The sequence below is a fragment of the Nocardia sp. GP40 genome (assembly GCF_050434125.1).
Taxonomy (GTDB): Bacteria; Actinomycetota; Actinomycetes; order Mycobacteriales; family Mycobacteriaceae; genus Nocardia; species Nocardia albiluteola.
This window is the reverse complement of record NZ_JBNPVW010000007.1, coordinates 337,418-354,727: the sequence shown is the minus strand read 5'-3', so window position 1 is coordinate 354,727 and position 17,310 is coordinate 337,418. Positions and strand designations below refer to the sequence as shown.

Here is a 17,310-nt window from a genome sequence, read left to right as displayed (position 1 = left end):
CGGTCGCCGAGATCCTTGTCGATGTTGCCGACCAGTCGTGTCCTGGCGGCGTCGTCGAGAACCGTCCGGACCAGTCGACGTGGTCACCATGCGGTATGGCAACGTGCCCGCAACCTTCGCAGTGGGTGTGCTCACGGCCAAATGGGCGCTGCATGCGGAGCTTGGGTCACCGCTGTTCTTCTCTCTTCGCTCATGTGCCCTCTCTGTGGTTGTCACATCATTATGTGCGCATTCATCCCGTTACGGGAGTTGTGTGGACGGCGAGGGCCACAGTGTGGCCCAGTTGCGAAAAAATGCAGTCTGCCTGCATGTTTTCCGGTGCTGAGCTTGGTGAATGCGTGCGGTGCGGGGCTGTTCGGAGGGTGCATTCCGGATCGGCGTGGTCGTTGCGGGGCGCGCGCAATGATGGGTGCCTGAGCGACTTTTTTCGTCGCCCGCCTAGACTGAGGCAAATCCATCGACCGATTACCCGGGAAGCCCGAGGCATGCGGAGCATTGGTTTCGGTGAGTTTGCTGGACACGCTGTATCGGTAGTGTCGCGGGTTGCGCGCACGGGAGCCGAGACGGCGGTGGCTGCGCAGGCGCTGGTGGGTCCGGTGTCCGGTCCGATTCGTACGGCGGCGCGCATCGTGTTCGGCGGTTCGCCAGGTGGCGGGGAGGTCGAGGCGAGCTCGTCGGTGGCGTGGCTGGCGGGACGTAGGCTGCATGTCGATCTCGATCCGGTATTGCCGTTTCCGGCGTGGGTGCAGTGGTCCGCGGAGTTGGAGCGTGCGGTCGAGGCTGTTCCGGGGGTGGTCTCGGCCCATGTGGAAGGGGTTCTCGGTCGGTTGGTGATCGAGCGGGAGGAGACCACCGGCATCGATGAGATCCACCGGGCGATCCGCCGTGTCGCCGCGGCCTTACCCGAGACCGTTGCGGGCGCGGGCAATCGGCCGATGAGGGCGGTGGTGCCGGCGGCTGATCCAGGGGATCCGCTGGCGTTGATCGTTCCGGCGGTGGCGGCGGTGATGGACGTGATGGCGGTGACGGGGGCGGTTGCCGGATGGCTGGGCAGGGTTCCTCGTGCGCCGCGTGCCGCGCAGGCCGCTGCGGCGGTGATCAAGCATCAGCCCCGGGTGGTTGCTGTGCTCGAGGCTCGGCTCGGGCGCGTGGGTACCGATCTGCTGTTGAACGCGATCTCGGCGGCAACTCATGGGCTCGCTCAGGCACCGGGCAGCCCATTGTTGGATCTGATGCAGCGCACAGGGCAGATTTCCGAGGCGCTGGCTCATCGGCAGACCTGGCGAACGCGTGAGCCGGGCCTTGCCGATGCCGAGCGGCCGCAGTGCCCGGCGATGGCGGTGATCTCGGCGGCGCAGGACTCTGCCGGCCCGCGACACAGTTGGGCGGTCGCTGCGGCCGGAGAGGCCTCGCATGTGGTCGTCGACTCGAGCGTTGACGTGTCGGTCGATGCCGCCGCCTCGGCAGTGGTCGGCGTCGTCGAGGACTACGCCGACCAGTCCGCCAACGGTTCGCTCGTGGCGGCTGCGGGGGCTCTCCTGGCGGGTGGCACGGTCGACGATATCGCTGATGCGGTGCTGGCCGGGGTTCCCAAGGCGGCGTATATGGGCAGGGAAGCGTTCGCGGCGGCCCTGGGCCGGGGGCTGGCCAAGGCGGGGCTCCTGGTCCTCGACCCGGGCGCATTACGGCGCCTCGATCGTGTTCGGGTGGTCGTCATCGATGGTGCCGCGTTGCGTGGCGACACCCGCACGGTGCTCGATGTCCAGGTCCGCGTACCAGGGTGGGACGCCGAGCGGGTGTACGAGGTTGCCGATGCGCTGCTGCACGGTGAGAAGGCTCCACCGCCGGACCCTGACGAGTTGCCCGCCGAGGGTGCCAGTTTGAACTGGCATCAGCCACCGGACATCACGACACCGGCTCCGGGAGTCGAGCATGCCGACCTGCTGGTCGACGGGCAGGTGGTGGCCACCCTCGCGGTCGGCTGGGAACCGGATCCCTATTCGATTCCGTTGGTGGAGACGGCTCGTCGCAGCGGCGCGCGAGTGGTGTTGCGGCATGTAGGCGGCACCGAAGAATTGGCCGCATCGGTCGCGGCGGCATACGAGCCGGGCACTCCTCTGCTGGACATCGTGCGGGATTTGCGAGACGACCGCGGCCCGGTCATGTTGATCTCCGCGCTGCACCCGGACTTCATATCCATCGACACGCTGGCCGCGCTCGCTGTCGCCGATATCGGGCTGGCGTTGGACGATCCCGCGGCGGCGACGCCCTGGACCGCGGACATCATTGCCGGCATCGATCTGGTCGCGGCGGTGCGGGTACTCATGGCTCTGTCGGCTGCGCACCGAGCCACCGAATCCGCGGTGCGGTTGGCCAAGGCGGGTAGCACCCTGGCGGGATTGCTGCTGGTCACGGGAGAAACCGGTCGACGCGGTCGGCTCGGTCTGGGGCAATGGCTCAGCCCGGTCAACGCTGCGGGCGCGAGCGCCTGGATTTCCGGCGTGTGGGCCGCTCATCGGGTCATGAGGCTGCCGGACCCGCCACCCCAACCACTGACCGCGTGGCATGCCCTCGACCCCGAGATCGTGTATTCGCGAGTTTCCGGCGCCATGCCCTCGTCGCGGCCGTCGGTGAGCTCGCAGTGGTACCGGGTGCTGTCCGAACTGTCGAAAACCGGTGCCGGAGAGTCTCTTCGACGTCCTGCCGCACTGTTGGTCAGGCTGGCCGATGCCACCCGTCGTGAATTGAGCGACCCGTTGACTCCGATCCTGGCCGTCGGTGCGGCGGCGGCCGCGATCTTGGGCAGCAATATCGATGCGGTGCTGGTTGCCGGGGTGATGAGCGTGAACGCGACGGTGGGGGGTCTCCAGCGTCTGCGCGCCGAGAAGGCCACCGAGGCGCTGTTCGCCGAACAGGAACAGGCCGTTCGGCGGGTGGTGGTCCCCACGGTGGCGACCAAGGCACGTCGGCTGCAGGCGGCGCGTAACTCGGGTCGTGTCGCGGTTGTTTCGGCTACCCGATTGCACCCCGGCGACGTCCTCGATCTGCGTGCACCGGAAGTGATCCCGGCCGATGCTCGGTTGCTGGTCGCCGACGATCTGGAAGTCGACGAGTCGTCGCTGACCGGGGAGTCGGTTCCGGTGATCAAACAGGTCGAAGCGGTGGCCAACGACGCTACCGACCGAGCCAGCATGCTTTTCGAAGGCAGCACGATCATTGCCGGGCACGCTCGCGCCATTGTCGTGGCTACCGGGCCGGCCACCGCCGCGCACCGCGCCATCTCCGCGGTCTCCGATGCGGCTGTGGCCGTGGGGGTGCAGAACCGGCTGCGCGAGCTCACCGCCAAGGTCCTGCCGCTGACTTTGGCGGGGGGTGCCGCGGTGAGTGGTTTGTCGCTCGCGCGTCGGGGGACGCTGCGTCAGGCAGTGGCCGACGGGGTCGCGATCGCGGTGGCGGCGGTACCGGAGGGGCTGCCGCTGGTGGCCACCCTCGCGCAGCTGGCCGCCGCCCGTCGCCTGTCCCGCCTCGGTGTGCTCGTCCGCACTCCACGCACACTCGAAGCCGTCGGACGAGTCGACACGGTCTGCTTCGACAAGACCGGAACATTGACACTGAATCGGCTCGCGGTCGTGACCGCGGTCTCACCCGGCTTCACCGCTGATCGCCCCTACCTGGAGATCACCGACCCGCGAGCCGCCGCGGTGGTGCGCTGTGCGGCACGGGCGTGTCCACGTCCGGAGCACGGTGAGGGGCACGCCCATGCCACTGACGAGGCGATCCTCACCGCGGCCGCACGCGTCGGCGAAGAAGGTCCCGAACCGATCACCGTCGCGGAGGTTCCCTTCGAATCCAGCCGCGGTTACTCCGCCTCGATCATCGCTTCTGCCGGCACCGAGTCGGCTTCGCATGCGCAGCTGGTCCTCAAAGGCGCGCCCGAGGTGGTGTTGCCGCGCTGCAAGTTCCACATCGGCGGCCCCGACCGTGCCGCAGCCGAAGACCTTGTGCATTACTTGGCCGATCAGGGCCTGCGAGTGCTTGCCGTCGCACAGCGCACGACCGATGTTGTTCACGACGAGGAGGTGGACGATCCGGATCTGATCGATTCACTGGCTACCGACCTGACCCTCGTCGGCTATGTCGGACTTGCCGACACCATCCGCGATTCGGCGCGCCCTCTCCTGGAACAGTTGGTGGCCGCGCGCCGCGCCACTGCGCTGATCACCGGCGACCATCCGGTCACCGCTCGGGCAATCGCTCGCCAGCTCGGCTTTCCCGCCGACGCGCGCGTGGTCACCGGCGCCGAACTCGCGGATGCCGACGAGGAGGCACGCTCGACACTCGCCGGCTCGGCCCAGGTTTTCGCTCGGGTCAGCCCTGAACAGAAGGTGCAGGTGGTCTCGGCGCTGCAACGGTCCGGCCGCGTCGTCGCCATGGTCGGCGACGGAGCCAACGATGCTGCGGCCATCCGCATGGCCGATGTCGGGGTCGGAGTGACCGGGCGCGGGTCCTCGCCCGCACGGGAGGCCGCCGATCTCGTGGTGACCGGCGAAAACCTCACTGTCCTGTTGGATGCCCTCGTCGAAGGCCGGAACATGTGGGCCAGCGTCCGTGATGCCCTCACACTGCTGCTCGGCGGGAATGCGGGCGAGGTCGCGTTCACCATTGTCGGCACCGCACTCGGTCGCGGTGGTGCTCCGATCAGCACCCGCCAACTCCTGCTGGTCAACCTGCTCACCGACATGTTTCCCGCGCTCGCCATCGCGGTCTCGCCACCGGGGCGAGTCGATGACTCGAACCCGACCGCAGCCGACTGCGCCTCCACCGCTGCGGTGTCGGTGCTGTCTGCCCCGGCTCCCTCACTCGAACGACCACTGATCCAGGCCATCGCCCGTCGAGGAGCCGCCACCGCGGCCGCGGCCACCGCAGCCTGGGCGATCGGGCAGTGGACCCCGGGCACCCGGCGGCGCTCTGCCACAATGGGATTGACCGCACTGGTCGGCGCTCAACTTGCCCAGACCCTGGTCTTGCGCCAGGAAAACCTGCTCGTGATGGCCACCGCCGTCGGCAGCGCCGCGGTGCTCGTGGCGATCGTCGAGACTCCCGGAGTCAGCCATTTCTTCGGCTGCACCCCGCTGGGACCATTGGCCTGGGGCGGAGTGCTCGCCGCCGTCACCGCCACCACCGCTGTAGTGGTCTTCGCACCGTCCTGGTTCACTCGACGAACCGACGCGTTGATCGAACGAGCCGAACGCTTGCCGACCATCTCACCCGTGCGCGACCATGAACAAACCACTCGTTTCGCACCACCGGATCCGGTTCATGCCGGTGGTGACATTACCCGGTAGTTCTCACGGACAGGACCACGACCATGCCTTCCCGCAGTAGAACGACCAGCAACGACCGGCCCGCCTCGGCGCCTGAACCCGAATCCGTTCCTGCATCGGCCGATCGTCCCGCCGCGCCCGCCGCGACGATCAACCTGCCATACCTCAGCGCCGAGGTAGCGATTCCCGGCCCTGGCATCCGGGTCAAGGCAGGCCCAGTCAACCTCGCCATCCCCACCCGCTACCTCTACTACGGCGGATTGGGCGCACTCACCATCGCCGGTGCCGTCGACTGGCCTATCACCGGTGCACTCGCCGCGACAGGGCTCATCATCAGCCGCATACGCAAACCCGCCACCGCCGCCGAACCACCCGACACCGCCCGAGCCGGAGCGCAGAAGAAGCCATCCCACCGATAGAACAGCAGCTGCTGTCCGCCGCGCCGCACCAACTGCATCCGGACGCACCCGGCCAAGGTATTCGAGTCTGCTGCCAAAATGTGCGACACAGTCGCGCTTGACCGCGCCCAGCGACGGATTGCGTGGGACTGCGGATCGAGGCGAGTGTCACGGCAACGGTTGGAAGACCGATAGCATGTCGGACGGATGGAAGGTGGCGGTTTGCAGGTCGCCTCGGGTGACCTTGTAGGTCGCCTCATCGCCGGATGATTTCGCAGTGGTGGCTTCGGCGATGAAGATCTCGACAGCGGCGCTGGTGACGTTGACTTGAATGTGATTCAGTTCGAGGCGGAGGTTCCAGGTGGCGTCGAGCAGACCTGTCTGAAACTGAGGCGTCCAGGTATAGATCATGTAGGTGCTTGCGTCGTTCATCTGTGCCTGGGGCAGCCAACCGCCGCCATGCCGGGGCTCGAGTCCACCCGCCTGGTTCATCTTTATGGTTTCGGGGTGATCGGTGAGATCGTGCTCACTGGTCCCGATGGGAACGGCGATCATGATCGCCTCGCAGGCGATCTGCTGCTCAGCGCTGGATTTGCCGGGTTCGACGGTCAGGGCCAGCTTCTTCGGCCCGCCGGTTCCGGATCCCGTAAGGGGGGAGGCGACGAGGGAGTAGATGAGCATTGGATCGTTCATGATCTTCACTCGGATTCTGGTGGCGAGCTGGTTGCCTCGTGCGCTGCCTTGCGTCGGTAGGAGGCCTCTAGTGTCGTTCCGTGTGCAGGTGCACCGTGAGGGCCGAAAGTCCTGGTCGTTGGGACTGGTGCGCCCGGCACAACGCTGCGGAACGCCGGGCACCTGCCGGTGATCACAGGCCCACAGCGAAGATCAGGTAGAGGTGGATTCCACGTGGTCCCGGTTGCGCCGCATGAGGGCGGCACCGCCACTGGCCAAGATCCAAGACCTGATGATCAGCAATCGTTTCCGAGCCGTTGGCTGGCCAACTCTGCAACGACTCCCAACGACTCTGTGATCCTAGAACACGATCATGTCCGGCTGATCATGGCTGAGGAAGTCGTGGTGCGAGATCTCCCAGGCATATGCGCCTGCGCGTGGGAAGACGAGAATGTCACCCACTCGCAGTCGGCGAACGTAGGCGTCGCGAGCCAGAATGTCTCTGGGCGTGCATAATTCGCCCGCGACGGTGATGATGTCGTCGATGACGCCCGGCCTGGCGAACGGGTACGGCCACTCCTGGACCGGAAGCACAGTGAACGGATGGCTGTATCCCCAGGCTGCGGGGAGCCGGAAATGGTGTGTTCCGCCGCGCAGTATCGCGTACCAGTGACCGCGGGTGCGTTTGAGGTCGAGTACCTCGGCGGCATACCAGCCCGCATCGGCGGCGATCATGCGTCCGAGTTCGAACAGCACACGGATACCGGGGGGCAACGGTGGCACCAGGGCGGCGAACTCGGACAGGTCCAGGTCGGTGCCGCCGGGATAGTCGATACCCATGCCGCCGCCGACGTTCACCACCCCCAGATCGATCCCGAGGCGGGTGGCAGTGGCGTTCGACCAACCCAGCGCCGCGGCGACGAATTCCGCGTGCGCTGCGGCGTCGAGGTTGTTGCTGACGGCATGCAGATGAAATCCGACGAGTCGGATGCCGGGCAGTTGCCGCACGGTGGCAACCACCTGCGGCAGCAACTCCTCGTCGATCCCGAAAGCCGTAGGGGCACCGGTCATGTGATGAGTACCCGGTGGTGGCGGGCCGGCGCGATTGACGCGCAGCGTGATCGGTACCGGGTCCCCGGCGTTCGGGTTCGTTCGTTCGGCGAGGCGCAGCAGTTCGAGTCGGCTCTCGACGTTTATCATCGCCCCGGCCGCGACCGCGGCGGCGAGTTCGGCATCGGTCTTTCCGGGACCGGAGAACACCAGCCGATGGGCCCCGGCTGCAGCGGCCTTGCGAATTTCACCCCCGGAAGCGATGTCCATGCCGTCGGTCACCGGCGCCAGCGTCTGGAGCACGGCCGGGTGACTGTTGGCCTTGACGGCGTAGTACAGCTCGGCACCGGCGGGCAGGGCGGCACGGATCTCGGCGACCCGCTGCCGCAGCCGTGCGGTGTCATAGACATACGCGCACACCGGGTGGTCAAGTGAGCGCAGTGCCCGCACGACGTGGGAGGGAAGAGCGCTCATATATCCGCGAGCGGGTTTCGTACGCTGCACCACAGGAATTCGTCCGGATCCGCCGCCAGTCGCATGGCCGTGGTCGCCTTCATCGGGAGCCTGTCGGCGAAAAGCGCCTGGTGTTCTGGGCCTGCGGGCCAGGTGTTGCGCAGCACCTCGGCTGCCGCGGCCCATAGCTGATCCGATGCGAACCCGCAGTCCTCGCAGGCTGTGATGAGCGTGGCCAGTGTGCCGCCGACGAACGCCGACAGCAACGTCGCACGCGTTTCATCCGGATCGGAAGATCGCACGGACCCCTGCGTTCGGGGTACGCCGCTGCGGGCGGCCACTGCCGTATCGACCCGGATGCCGCCGATATCGCGGTAGATAAGGCGCACGGGCCGTCCGTCCCGAAGTACGACCAGCAGGTTCTGGCCGTGTGCTTCCAGCGCGATGCCGTAGCGGGCGAGCACCGCCCCCAGGCAACGAGCGGCCAGGGCTGCCACCGTAGTGACAAATTGCGCTGCCGCGGTGGGGTTGTCGGCGTATCCGAGGGTAAGCGCTTCGGCCAGCACGGGCATACCGGTGCGCGGATCGACCGCCGCGAGCGCGCCGACCGGGATAGCCAGCTCACCCGGCCCGGTGCGCGGCGGCCGTCGCAACAGCACAGCGATATCCGCACTGAGTCCGGTATCCGATCGCAGTGCGCCCGCGGCGGGCTCGGCGAGCACTGTCATCCCGGGCAGATCCAGGCACGACAACCACCGGCTCAGGGTCGGCCCGTTGTGGACGTTCTCGGCCGTGATATTCCTTATGGCACTGGTCAATTGGGCGGTGAGCGCCGTCTTGACGTGGAGCTCGCCGCCAATCGGCGCGAGCGTGCGCACCGACATCAGCGGCCGTGCGGGCATGCCGACGGCACGAGCACGCAGCCCGTAATCGGTGAGATCGAGCCGGGCGACCTGCCACGGGTGCATGGGCACCAGGATCCGATCGCCTGCACGGAGGTGGCGGGGCCACTCACCCACCGTATGCCAACGCGGCGCAGGGACTTCGACCACGACCAGATCGACGATCGGACGGTGCTCCGGGGCGTAGGCACGTACCTCCGAGGCAGAGAATCCGCTCCGGCTACGACAGCACGGGTGAGTCGGGTGTCCCTCCACCACAGTCTGTTCCAGATAGGCGGAACCGTCGAACCCGGGATCGGCAGCACGCCGTGCAGACACCCACGACAGCGCGCCCCCGCGATGCGGTGACGCCCTCGAAACGGCCCGCGCGGACGCCAGGTTGGCCGCACTGTTCTCCAATTCGGAAGCCAATCGCGTGATTCGGTCCAATGGAACCGGTAATCGCAACTCTCGCAGCAGGTCAGCGGCGCGGTCGATACGTTCTTCCCCCACGAACACCGCGAGACCCGCGATCCCCTTCGCATGCGGTGCGGCGGCCCCCGCCGGCCCACGAAGCCACCGTCCGTCGTCGAGTCGCACCCGGGTCATCCCGCCAACCTGGTGACGGCGGCCGATCCCTGGAATGGGCTCACGGGTCACAGCACCCCACAAACGCGCCAAGACGGCGGCCTCAGCGCCTCGAACCTCCGATTCGATCACCTGGATTTCTACCGGTGCAACGGAATTCGATGCCACGAATCGTTGGGACGCATCCGTCGGCCCGTTCATCAGGCTAGGTTCCCACAACCCGTGCACGGCCACCCGAAAATGACGAACCTCGAAGTGCCGCGGAGTTACGTGCGAACAGGTCATCGGATTCGGGATTCGGCACCGGATGGCCGTCCGCGATCTCGCTCTCTTCCCGGGAGAATGCGATCGCGGGAACTCCGGCCCACCCCGCCCGCACCGCACCGGCAAGCTCGAGCGGCTCACCGTCAGGTGTGCCACGCAACGTACCGCGCTGTCCCCGAACCGAGGTCGAACGCCCGCATCCCCACACCCCTCCCTCGGCCGCACGGGTACGCGCGACCTCCGAATGTCCTTGCCGAGGTTAGCAGTAGACCGAGTGGTGTTCAGCGGAAGAGATTGTCGGCCAAGGGTTCTGGGCGGTGGACCTCCGTGCGGCTGGAGATCGGTTACCGGACGTCCGGCTCGGCGTCGATCCGGTCGGCGTGGCGGGTGTTCGCGGCACGCCATTCCTGGACCATTGCCGTGCCGCCGTGGCCGTCGCCCTCATCGATGACGAGTTCGCTGCCCGGCCAGGCGCGGTGCAGCCGCCAGGCGACGACCGCGGGGGAGCTGACGTCGCGGCGGCCATGGATCAGGGTGGCGGGGATGCCATCGGCGCCGATGGAGATGTGGTGGTCCTCCCAGTCCACCCAGGCGCGTGCTGCCCGCTCGCGGACCGCCGGGTTCGTGTGCGTCATCAGCTGCGCACAGGCCTCGATGATGCGGCCGTCGCCGCGGCGGTAGCCGATGCCCGCTTGCTCGGCGTGGGAGGCGAGGCGATCCCAGGCCTCGGGGTAGATGGCGCCCACTGTTTCCGTTATCCAATCCACTTCGAAACGACTGGTCGTGGTGACCGCTGTCAGCACAATGCCGCGAACCCGCGCGGGGTGAGCCTGTGCGTAGGCCAGCGCCAGTGTTGAGCCCCAGGAGGCGCCGTTGACCAGCCACCGGTCGACGTGGAGGTGTTCGCGAATCCGCTCGATATCGTCGATGAGGTCCGGCGTCGTGTTTTGGCCCAGGTCATAGCCCGGTGCAGTGACGTGCGGAATCGATCGCCCGCAGCCGCGCTGGTCGAAGCCGATGATGCGGAATCTCGCGGGATCGAACTTGGTTCGGTAGGCACCGGTGCCGAGGCCGCCACCGGGACCGCCGTGCAGGTACACCGCGGGGATGCCGTCAGGGTTTCCCGACTCCTCCCAGTAGATCTCGTGACCGTCTCCGACTGCCAACAGTCCTGAGGCACGCACTTCTACACCCTCGACCACGGTTCGTGACGTTACCGAACACGATTCGTTCATATCCGCCTTCACACAACGGCGCAGCGACCCGGCAGGCTGACAGCCGCCTCGATGCGGATGCACGCCTCTCGGCAATACCGCGCATCGTCGGCGTCGAGCACTCCGTCTACATCCATCCGCAGGACCTGCAGCCGGGTGTCGACCTAACTCCGCTCATCGCCCAGCTGGAGGAGTGGGTTTCGGGCACTCACACCTGTCCGACGATCCGGCAACCCTCGCCCGACTCTTCCGACAAGGCCGGAAGGGGCGTCTTGGGCGCCGTGACAGGCCCAGGGCACCAGGCCGGGGCTGTCAGCCGAAGCCAGGGGGGCCACCCCCAGGGGCAGGCCGCACGAAAGTGCGAAAACAGCGAGACCGCGATGCGGGGAAAACATGACGAACCTCCATGGAAAGATCCGCATGCGGCGGGCTTACCGCATGCCGAGAATTCTCTCCCACCTCACGGGGATCGGGCGGCATCGAGTACCCGGCGTCACAACTGGGTGCCGCCGCCGTCCACCGCGAGCTCGGCGCCGGTGGTGTAGGTCGCCTCGAAGGCGAGGAAAACGGCGGCGCGCGCGACCTCCTCCGGGGTTCCTATGCGCTGCATCGGAATCCGGGCGGCGAAACCCGCCACCATGTCGTCAGCCACCTCGGCGGGAAGTTTCTTGTGGAGAATGCCCGTGTCTATCGGCCCCGGGCTGACCGCATTGACCCGGACGCCGCGCGGCAGTAGTTCGCGGGCCCAGGTTCGTGTCATCGACCGCAGGGCCGCTTTGCTCGCCGGGTAGACGCTGTGGTTCAGCTGCCCCAGCACGTTCGAGACCGAGGTGGTCAGCACCACGCCGCTACCCTCGGCAAGCAGCGGAAGCAGCCGCTGCATGGTGAAGTAGGGCCCTTTGGTGTTGGCCGCGAAAATGGCGTCGTACAGCTGCTCGGTCATCGCCTCGAACGGCTCCATTTCGGTGATGCCCGCATTCAGGAATACCGCGTCCAGGTGACCGAACGTCTGCTCGACCTTGTCCGCCAGGGCGTCGATGTCTGCTCGTGCGGTGGCGTCGCTGCGAACTGCGATCAGTCCCTGTTTGCTCGCCGATTCGAGCGCGGCTTCCGTGCGCCCGGTGACCATCACCTGAGTGCCCTGCGCGGCCAGCAGGCGTGCGATCGACAGGCCGATTCCGTTGCTGCCGCCGGTGACCAGGGCGCGCTTTCCGTCATATTTTCCCATGTCTCGATTCAAATCCCGGACAGTGGACGGCGTCCAAGACCTGATCGGCAACCCGTCATGCACGCACTGCATGCCGGTACGCTCGAAACGTGCGCGTTCCCGGCTCGAACCTCGATCTCCGGCTTGTCGGCTATTTCACGGTCGTTGCGCAGCACGCCAACTTCGGCCGCGCCGCCGCGGTACTGCATGTCGCGCAGCCATCCCTGAGCCGGCAGATCCAGCGCCTCGAGCAGCATCTGGGCGTGCGCCTGTTCGACCGCACACCACAGGGCAGCAGGCTCACGCAAGCCGGTCGCGCCTTTCTGCCGCAGGCTCAGGCGCTGCTCGACGCCGCCCATCAGGCCGAGCTCACCGCCCGCGACGCCGCAACCCCACGCGAGTTCACCATCGGGTACGTCGAGGACTTGGTGATCACTCATGCCGTACGCCAACTGCGCCACCGGCACCCCACGGCCCGCATTCGCACCCGCCATCTGGCCTGGAATGACGCCCACGCGCTCCCCGATCGCCGCGTGGACGCCCTGGTCGCCCGCGCGCCACTGCCTTTCCCCATCGATCGCTTGCACCTCACCGAGCTGTGGGCCGAGCCACGGGTCCTTGTCGTCCCGACGACTCACCGCCTGGCCGGGAAGGAGTCGGTGACCGTCGACGACCTCGGCGACGAAGTTCTCCCGCAATGCCCGAGCGCGGTCCCGCAGTGGAGCGAGTTCGCCCGCCTGGAGCCGCGCCCGGATGGCGTTCCGGCTCGCAACGCGCCGATCGACTACGAATCGTTCGAGGACAAGCTCGACCTCGTCGCCGAGGAACGGATGGTATTGGTTCTGGCCGCAGGCGACCGGCGCCCCCAACTGCGCCCCGGCTTGACCACCGTGCCCATCGAGGGCATCGACTCGGTCCGCGTCGTCCTGGCAACTCGCGCGACCGATGCCAACCCTCTCATCGACGACCTCCGCAACGCCTTGCCATCCGACGCCCCGTCCCCGGCGTCATCGAGCAGGGTGCGCAACCGCTAGGTGTCGGACCGAACAGGTTGGTGCCGAACAGCTTTCAACAAGAGTGAGCTCGAGTAGTTGCCCGAAGGCGCTGCACGCGCGACCCGTCAGTTCTATACCGACAACTTCCGGGATATCTGGGGAATCGTCTGCCACCACACCGGTGGCTCCCGTACCCCGGCGACCGAAATCATGTACGGCACACCGGCACTGTGGGCGGCGGCCAGCTCGTCGGCCTCGACGCTGGGTGTTCCGTCGCGAACTCCCGCATCGATCAGCGCCTGGGCCTTCCACTGGAACAGTGTGGCCGGCGAAATGCCTGTCTCCGAGGCGATCTCGGTGACCGGTTTCCCGCCACGCAACCGCGCAGACACCCGACGAAGAACGGACGACGAATACGACTTCGGCCCAGTGACCTCCTGATGATCACTCTGCCTCAGCTCTCACAATCGGCCAGTTTCAGGGGGCCACATCAAGTGGACCGAATCCCGGGGTCCCGTCACTGGTGAGTGATTTCGCTGGGGAGGCCGAAATCCGGATTTCGTTCATGTCCTCGGTTTGTCGGCCCACCCTGAGGCGTCCAGTATGTCGTGCCAGGTGAGCTTGGGGGCGTGGTCGGGGTATTGCAGCTGGTACACGTGCGCGGGAAAGCTCATCGGAGAGGCCATCTTCGCGGGGTTCGCGTGGATCTGGTCGGCGATCGTCTCGGAGAGGGCGTATCCCAGGTTGTAGCGGGGATATGCCGCGTGCACACGATCGGCGTATTCCGGTGAGAGCTTGTCGCGGAAGCGGCCGATGATGTCGGTTCCGATACCAATCTGGGTCACTGCTTCGGTGGGCCCGAAGCGGTGGCATAGACCGTCGCTGGTGTGCAGCGCGATGGCATTCCATACGGGCTTTACACGGTCTGGGTCCAGTCCTCGGCTGGTGAGGAACTCCGCGGCGGCGTCGGCGCCGTCCACTTCGAAGCGCTGGTCGCCGTTGGCATGCTCGGTCGCGCCCAGGTCGTGCAGGATGGAGGCGAGGAAGACGAGTTCGTCGTCGTAGTCGGTACCGGCCCGCATTCCCAGCGCTGCCGCGATCTCGCGCCCGAACAAGTAGCCGCGCATCGCGTGGTTGTAGATGAACTCCGGTGACACCGATCGGGCCAGTTCGTCGGCGGCGACTGCCAATTCCGTTGTCGGCACGCTGAATTCCGATCGCGCGTCAGCGTCGATGGTCATGATTTTTCCTCCGATGTCAGTGGTTGAAGAACGGGTGGTCGACCGCGTAGAGCCATCGACCGTCGGGCTGGCGGCGTGCGACCTCCGTGGTCGTCGTGACCAGCGGATGTTCGCCGAAACCGACCACCGTGGCATTGCTCGACATCAGCGCGATGTCCTCGATCACCGCGATCCTGTGCAGGTCGAGGGTGATCCGAGCACCGGCACCGACGTAGTCGGCCAGCTGCTCACGGATCGCGGCGCTGCCGCTGACCTCCGTCGCCGGGTTCGGCGCGAACAGCGCCCCGGCTTCGTACAGCTCGACCAAACCGTCGAGATCACCGGTGGCCAGGCGTTCGACGAAAAGTTCCGCGAGCTGTTGCGGCGTTTCGGCGAACTTCGCGGTCGGTGCACTGTTCGCGGTGTGTTGACCTGTCACGTGAAGACTCCTTTTCCGTTCGGCACCCTCGATTCTGGTGGGATCGACCGCGCCTCGACAGTGGCCAGAAAGACGGATATCGCTATAATCTGGCCATGAAGATCGTGGCGGTTCTCGCGCTCGACAACGTGGTCGGCTTCGAGCTCGCTGTCCCCGGCCAGGTGTTCGGCGCCGCCAATCTCCTCGCGGCAGTGCCCACCTACGAAGTCCGCATCGTCGCCCCCGGACGCCGGGCGCGCACCGATTCCCTGTTCGGCGCAGTCGATTTGCGTACCGACTGGGACCTGGACGCGCTCACTGAGGCACACACCATCGTCGTTCCCGGCCGCGCGCCCACACACGCCGATCCGCCGCCGAAGGTGCTCGACGCGCTGCGAGCTGCGCACGCGCGCGGCGCACGCATCGCGTCGGTGTGTACCGGCGCGTTCATCTTGGCCGCCGCCGGTTTGCTCGACGGCCGCCGTGCCACCACACATTGGGAACACGCCGACACCTTGGCGCAGCGATATCCCCAGGTCGATGTCGATCCCGCGGTGCTCTATGTCGAAGACGGCACGGTGTGTACATCCGCGGGCGTGGCCGCCGGACTCGACCTGTGCCTGCAGTTGGTACGCCGCGATCTCGGTGCCGCGGCCGCCACCGATACCGCACGCCACACCGTGATGCCACCGCAGCGCCAAGGCGGGCAGGCGCAGTTCATCGCCCACCCCGCCCCGGCCGACACCGACATTCTGCTCGGCGACACGCTGCAATGGATGAACGCCAACCTGCACCGTCCCCTGACCCTCGCCGACATCGCCGACCACGCGTCACTCAGCGTGCGAAGCCTCAACCGGCACTTCCGATCCCACTGTGGGACCACCCCACTGCAGTGGCTGCTCAACGCGCGCGTGCGCTACGCCCGCGAACTGCTCGAAACCACGGACACGACCGTCGAAATCGTCGCTCGCCATGCGGGATTCGCCAACGCCACCGCCATGCGCCCCCACTTCGTACGCCAGACCGGCGTGCCACCCCTGAGCTATCGAGCGAATTTTCGGGCCGCGCATCCGCCCGCTCCGACGTCAACACCGGAACCCGCACGCACCGTACCCCCGATCACTGCGGAACCTACCTGGACTCGGCGAGCCAGCCCCCCGGGAAAGCGATGACATGCGTTGCGGCCCTGGGCAATCTGTCCGTTCTCGTTACTCCGAGATGACCTGGCGCCCGCAGCTCGGACACCTGGGGCCAGATCTGCGTGGTCGCGATCACCGCATGACCCGCCCGGGCAAGCCCGATCGCGGTCCCCTTGCCCAAACCGCTTCCCGCACCGGTTATCAGGACCTTCTTCATCACTTGACCTCCTGGAAGAGTCGGGCAACGCTGGCCCGGGCGACGTCACCGTCTTGCACCGGCAGCCCGCCGGACACGCCGATCGCCCCGAGCAGGGCATCGCCCTCGTCGTTGATCGCCACACCACCGGCGTATGGAATCAGGCCACCGTTGGTAAGTTCGGTGGCCGGCGCGGGCCCGCCCGGTTTGCAGAATTCCCACAGGTTCTCGCTGGGGCCGTTGAAGAGAACCGACGTCTTCGCTTTCGTCAGCGCAATGTCGATCGACCCGAGGATCGCACGGTCCATGCGCGCGAACGCGAGCAGATGACCGCCGCCATCTACCACCGCGATATTCATCGGCACACCGATCTCGCGCGCCCGCTCCTCGGCAGCGGCCACAAGCAACTGCGCCTGCTCGAGTCCAATAGGCACTCCATTCTCCAATTCTGTTCGCGCCCAACACCTTCGATTGGGATCGATTCGATTCTGCGGGAGATCTCACGCTCTGAGAAGCGGCTAAAAGGTCCCATATCGCTAGGATCTGGCCAGTCCAGAATCTGAGTGACACCGCGTACGCGCGGTCATACCTCGCTTAGCGTGGTGCTCTAGTGCTCCCGTTCCCTCAGGCCGGAGACGCCGTGGTCGATACTCGGCGTACAGAAGCCGACCATCAGGTGTTCGTCGAGCTCGCACCCAGCGACCGAATCCGGGGCGACCCAGGCACGCTCTACTCGGCATTCCGTGCATCGTCGGCGTCGAGCACTCGGTCTAAGTGGGGGTTTCGTTTGTACGAATCAGGCGGCTGTCCTTCGCCTCAGCGACGCGGCGTGGGCACGCTCACCCCGAACGACGGCGCTAGCATCCGCCACGCACAACCGCTGGTCAGCACGTACGCCACCGCTGTGAACACCGATCGTTGGTCGATCGGGACGACCCCGCTGCCCTGCGGACGCGGCGTGAACTTCGGCAGCAGAGGCCGACCAACTCCCACAACTCGTCCGGCACCAACTGCCGCGACAACGCATCCACCACGACCGAACGTCATGCAACACAACCACATTCAGCGCATACTTCACGAATCGCATTCATGTGAGACACGGTCTTAGGCAGTTGACCGGCCCCGCTCCTTCAGGAATGAACCGCGGAAAAGCGCGCACCGGGATTCAGCCCGGCAGGTCGCACCCCTCCTCACATCCCAAGGTAGTCGACCGGGTGGGCGGTTCCTCCCTGGATCGGATTTATGCGGGGCTTGGATTTGGGCTGACATAGGTCCCCTGCGATGTGGGCCG

Annotated in this window: 12 protein-coding genes and 2 pseudogenes; 4 read left to right on the top strand and 10 right to left on the bottom strand. The window is 66.6% G+C overall.

Annotation, left to right across the window (positions count from 1 at the left end; genetic code table 11):
• Positions 1–485: 485 nt before the first annotated feature.
• Both ABH933_RS23415 and ABH933_RS23410 read left to right on the top strand, forming a co-directional pair.
• Positions 486–5,219 (top strand): annotated as a pseudogene (locus ABH933_RS23415) (cation-translocating P-type ATPase); the annotation flags it as partial.
• A 149-nt stretch (positions 5,220–5,368) separates the two neighbouring features.
• Complete coding sequence (locus ABH933_RS23410) at positions 5,369–5,743, top strand: hypothetical protein (protein ID WP_429419718.1); 375 nt, start codon at positions 5,369–5,371, stop codon at positions 5,741–5,743.
• A gap of 147 nt (positions 5,744–5,890) precedes the next feature.
• Here ABH933_RS23410 and ABH933_RS23405 read toward each other — a convergent pair whose 3' ends face one another.
• The 5 genes from ABH933_RS23405 to ABH933_RS23385 form a co-directional block, all read right to left on the bottom strand.
• Positions 5,891–6,424: a hypothetical protein gene (locus ABH933_RS23405; protein ID WP_429419719.1), complete on the bottom strand. Its 534-nt coding sequence runs from the start codon at positions 6,422–6,424 to the stop codon at positions 5,891–5,893.
• Between the two features lie 330 nt (positions 6,425–6,754).
• Positions 6,755–7,918: an alanine racemase gene (locus ABH933_RS23400; RefSeq protein WP_429419721.1), complete on the bottom strand. Its 1,164-nt coding sequence runs from the start codon at positions 7,916–7,918 to the stop codon at positions 6,755–6,757.
• Positions 7,915–9,387 carry an IucA/IucC family protein gene (locus ABH933_RS23395; RefSeq protein WP_429455087.1) on the bottom strand — a complete coding sequence of 491 codons (1,473 nt, stop codon included), beginning with the start codon at positions 9,385–9,387 and terminating at the stop codon, positions 7,915–7,917. The genes ABH933_RS23400 and ABH933_RS23395 overlap by 4 nt, the downstream gene beginning before the upstream one ends.
• Before the next feature lie 587 nt (positions 9,388–9,974).
• Entirely contained in the window at positions 9,975–10,796 is an 822-nt protein-coding gene (locus ABH933_RS23390) for an alpha/beta fold hydrolase (protein WP_429455086.1), read from the bottom strand.
• Between the two features lie 541 nt (positions 10,797–11,337).
• A complete protein-coding gene (locus tag ABH933_RS23385) occupies positions 11,338–12,072 on the bottom strand; it encodes an SDR family oxidoreductase (protein ID WP_429419729.1) in 735 nt (244 codons plus the stop codon).
• An 89-nt stretch (positions 12,073–12,161) separates the two neighbouring features.
• Here ABH933_RS23385 and ABH933_RS23380 point away from each other — a divergent pair, with 89 nt between their 5' ends.
• Positions 12,162–13,085 carry a LysR family transcriptional regulator gene (locus tag ABH933_RS23380; protein WP_429419732.1) on the top strand — a complete coding sequence of 308 codons (924 nt, stop codon included), beginning with the start codon at positions 12,162–12,164 and terminating at the stop codon, positions 13,083–13,085.
• A gap of 92 nt (positions 13,086–13,177) precedes the next feature.
• Here ABH933_RS23380 and ABH933_RS23375 read toward each other — a convergent pair whose 3' ends face one another.
• From ABH933_RS23375 to ABH933_RS23365, 3 genes are all read right to left on the bottom strand, one after another.
• Positions 13,178–13,504, bottom strand: coding sequence for a transposase (locus ABH933_RS23375; RefSeq protein WP_429420191.1), 327 nt, complete (start codon positions 13,502–13,504; stop codon positions 13,178–13,180).
• 105 nt (positions 13,505–13,609) lie between these two features.
• Positions 13,610–14,287, bottom strand: coding sequence for an HD domain-containing protein (locus ABH933_RS23370; protein ID WP_429419735.1), 678 nt, complete (start codon positions 14,285–14,287; stop codon positions 13,610–13,612).
• Positions 14,288–14,303: 16 nt separating this feature from the next.
• Positions 14,304–14,705, bottom strand: coding sequence for a YybH family protein (locus ABH933_RS23365; RefSeq protein WP_429419738.1), 402 nt, complete (start codon positions 14,703–14,705; stop codon positions 14,304–14,306).
• Between the two features lie 95 nt (positions 14,706–14,800).
• Between ABH933_RS23365 and ABH933_RS23360 the strand changes: the two genes are divergently transcribed.
• Positions 14,801–15,856 carry a GlxA family transcriptional regulator gene (locus tag ABH933_RS23360; RefSeq protein WP_429419741.1) on the top strand — a complete coding sequence of 352 codons (1,056 nt, stop codon included), beginning with the start codon at positions 14,801–14,803 and terminating at the stop codon, positions 15,854–15,856.
• A 183-nt stretch (positions 15,857–16,039) separates the two neighbouring features.
• On the opposite strand, the gene ABH933_RS23355 is transcribed toward ABH933_RS23360, so the two are convergent.
• A complete protein-coding gene (locus ABH933_RS23355) occupies positions 16,040–16,453 on the bottom strand; it encodes a GlcG/HbpS family heme-binding protein (protein WP_429419743.1) in 414 nt (137 codons plus the stop codon).
• A 385-nt stretch (positions 16,454–16,838) separates the two neighbouring features.
• Positions 16,839–17,053 (bottom strand): annotated as a pseudogene (locus ABH933_RS23350) (transposase); the annotation flags it as partial.
• Positions 17,054–17,310 lie beyond the last annotated feature (257 nt).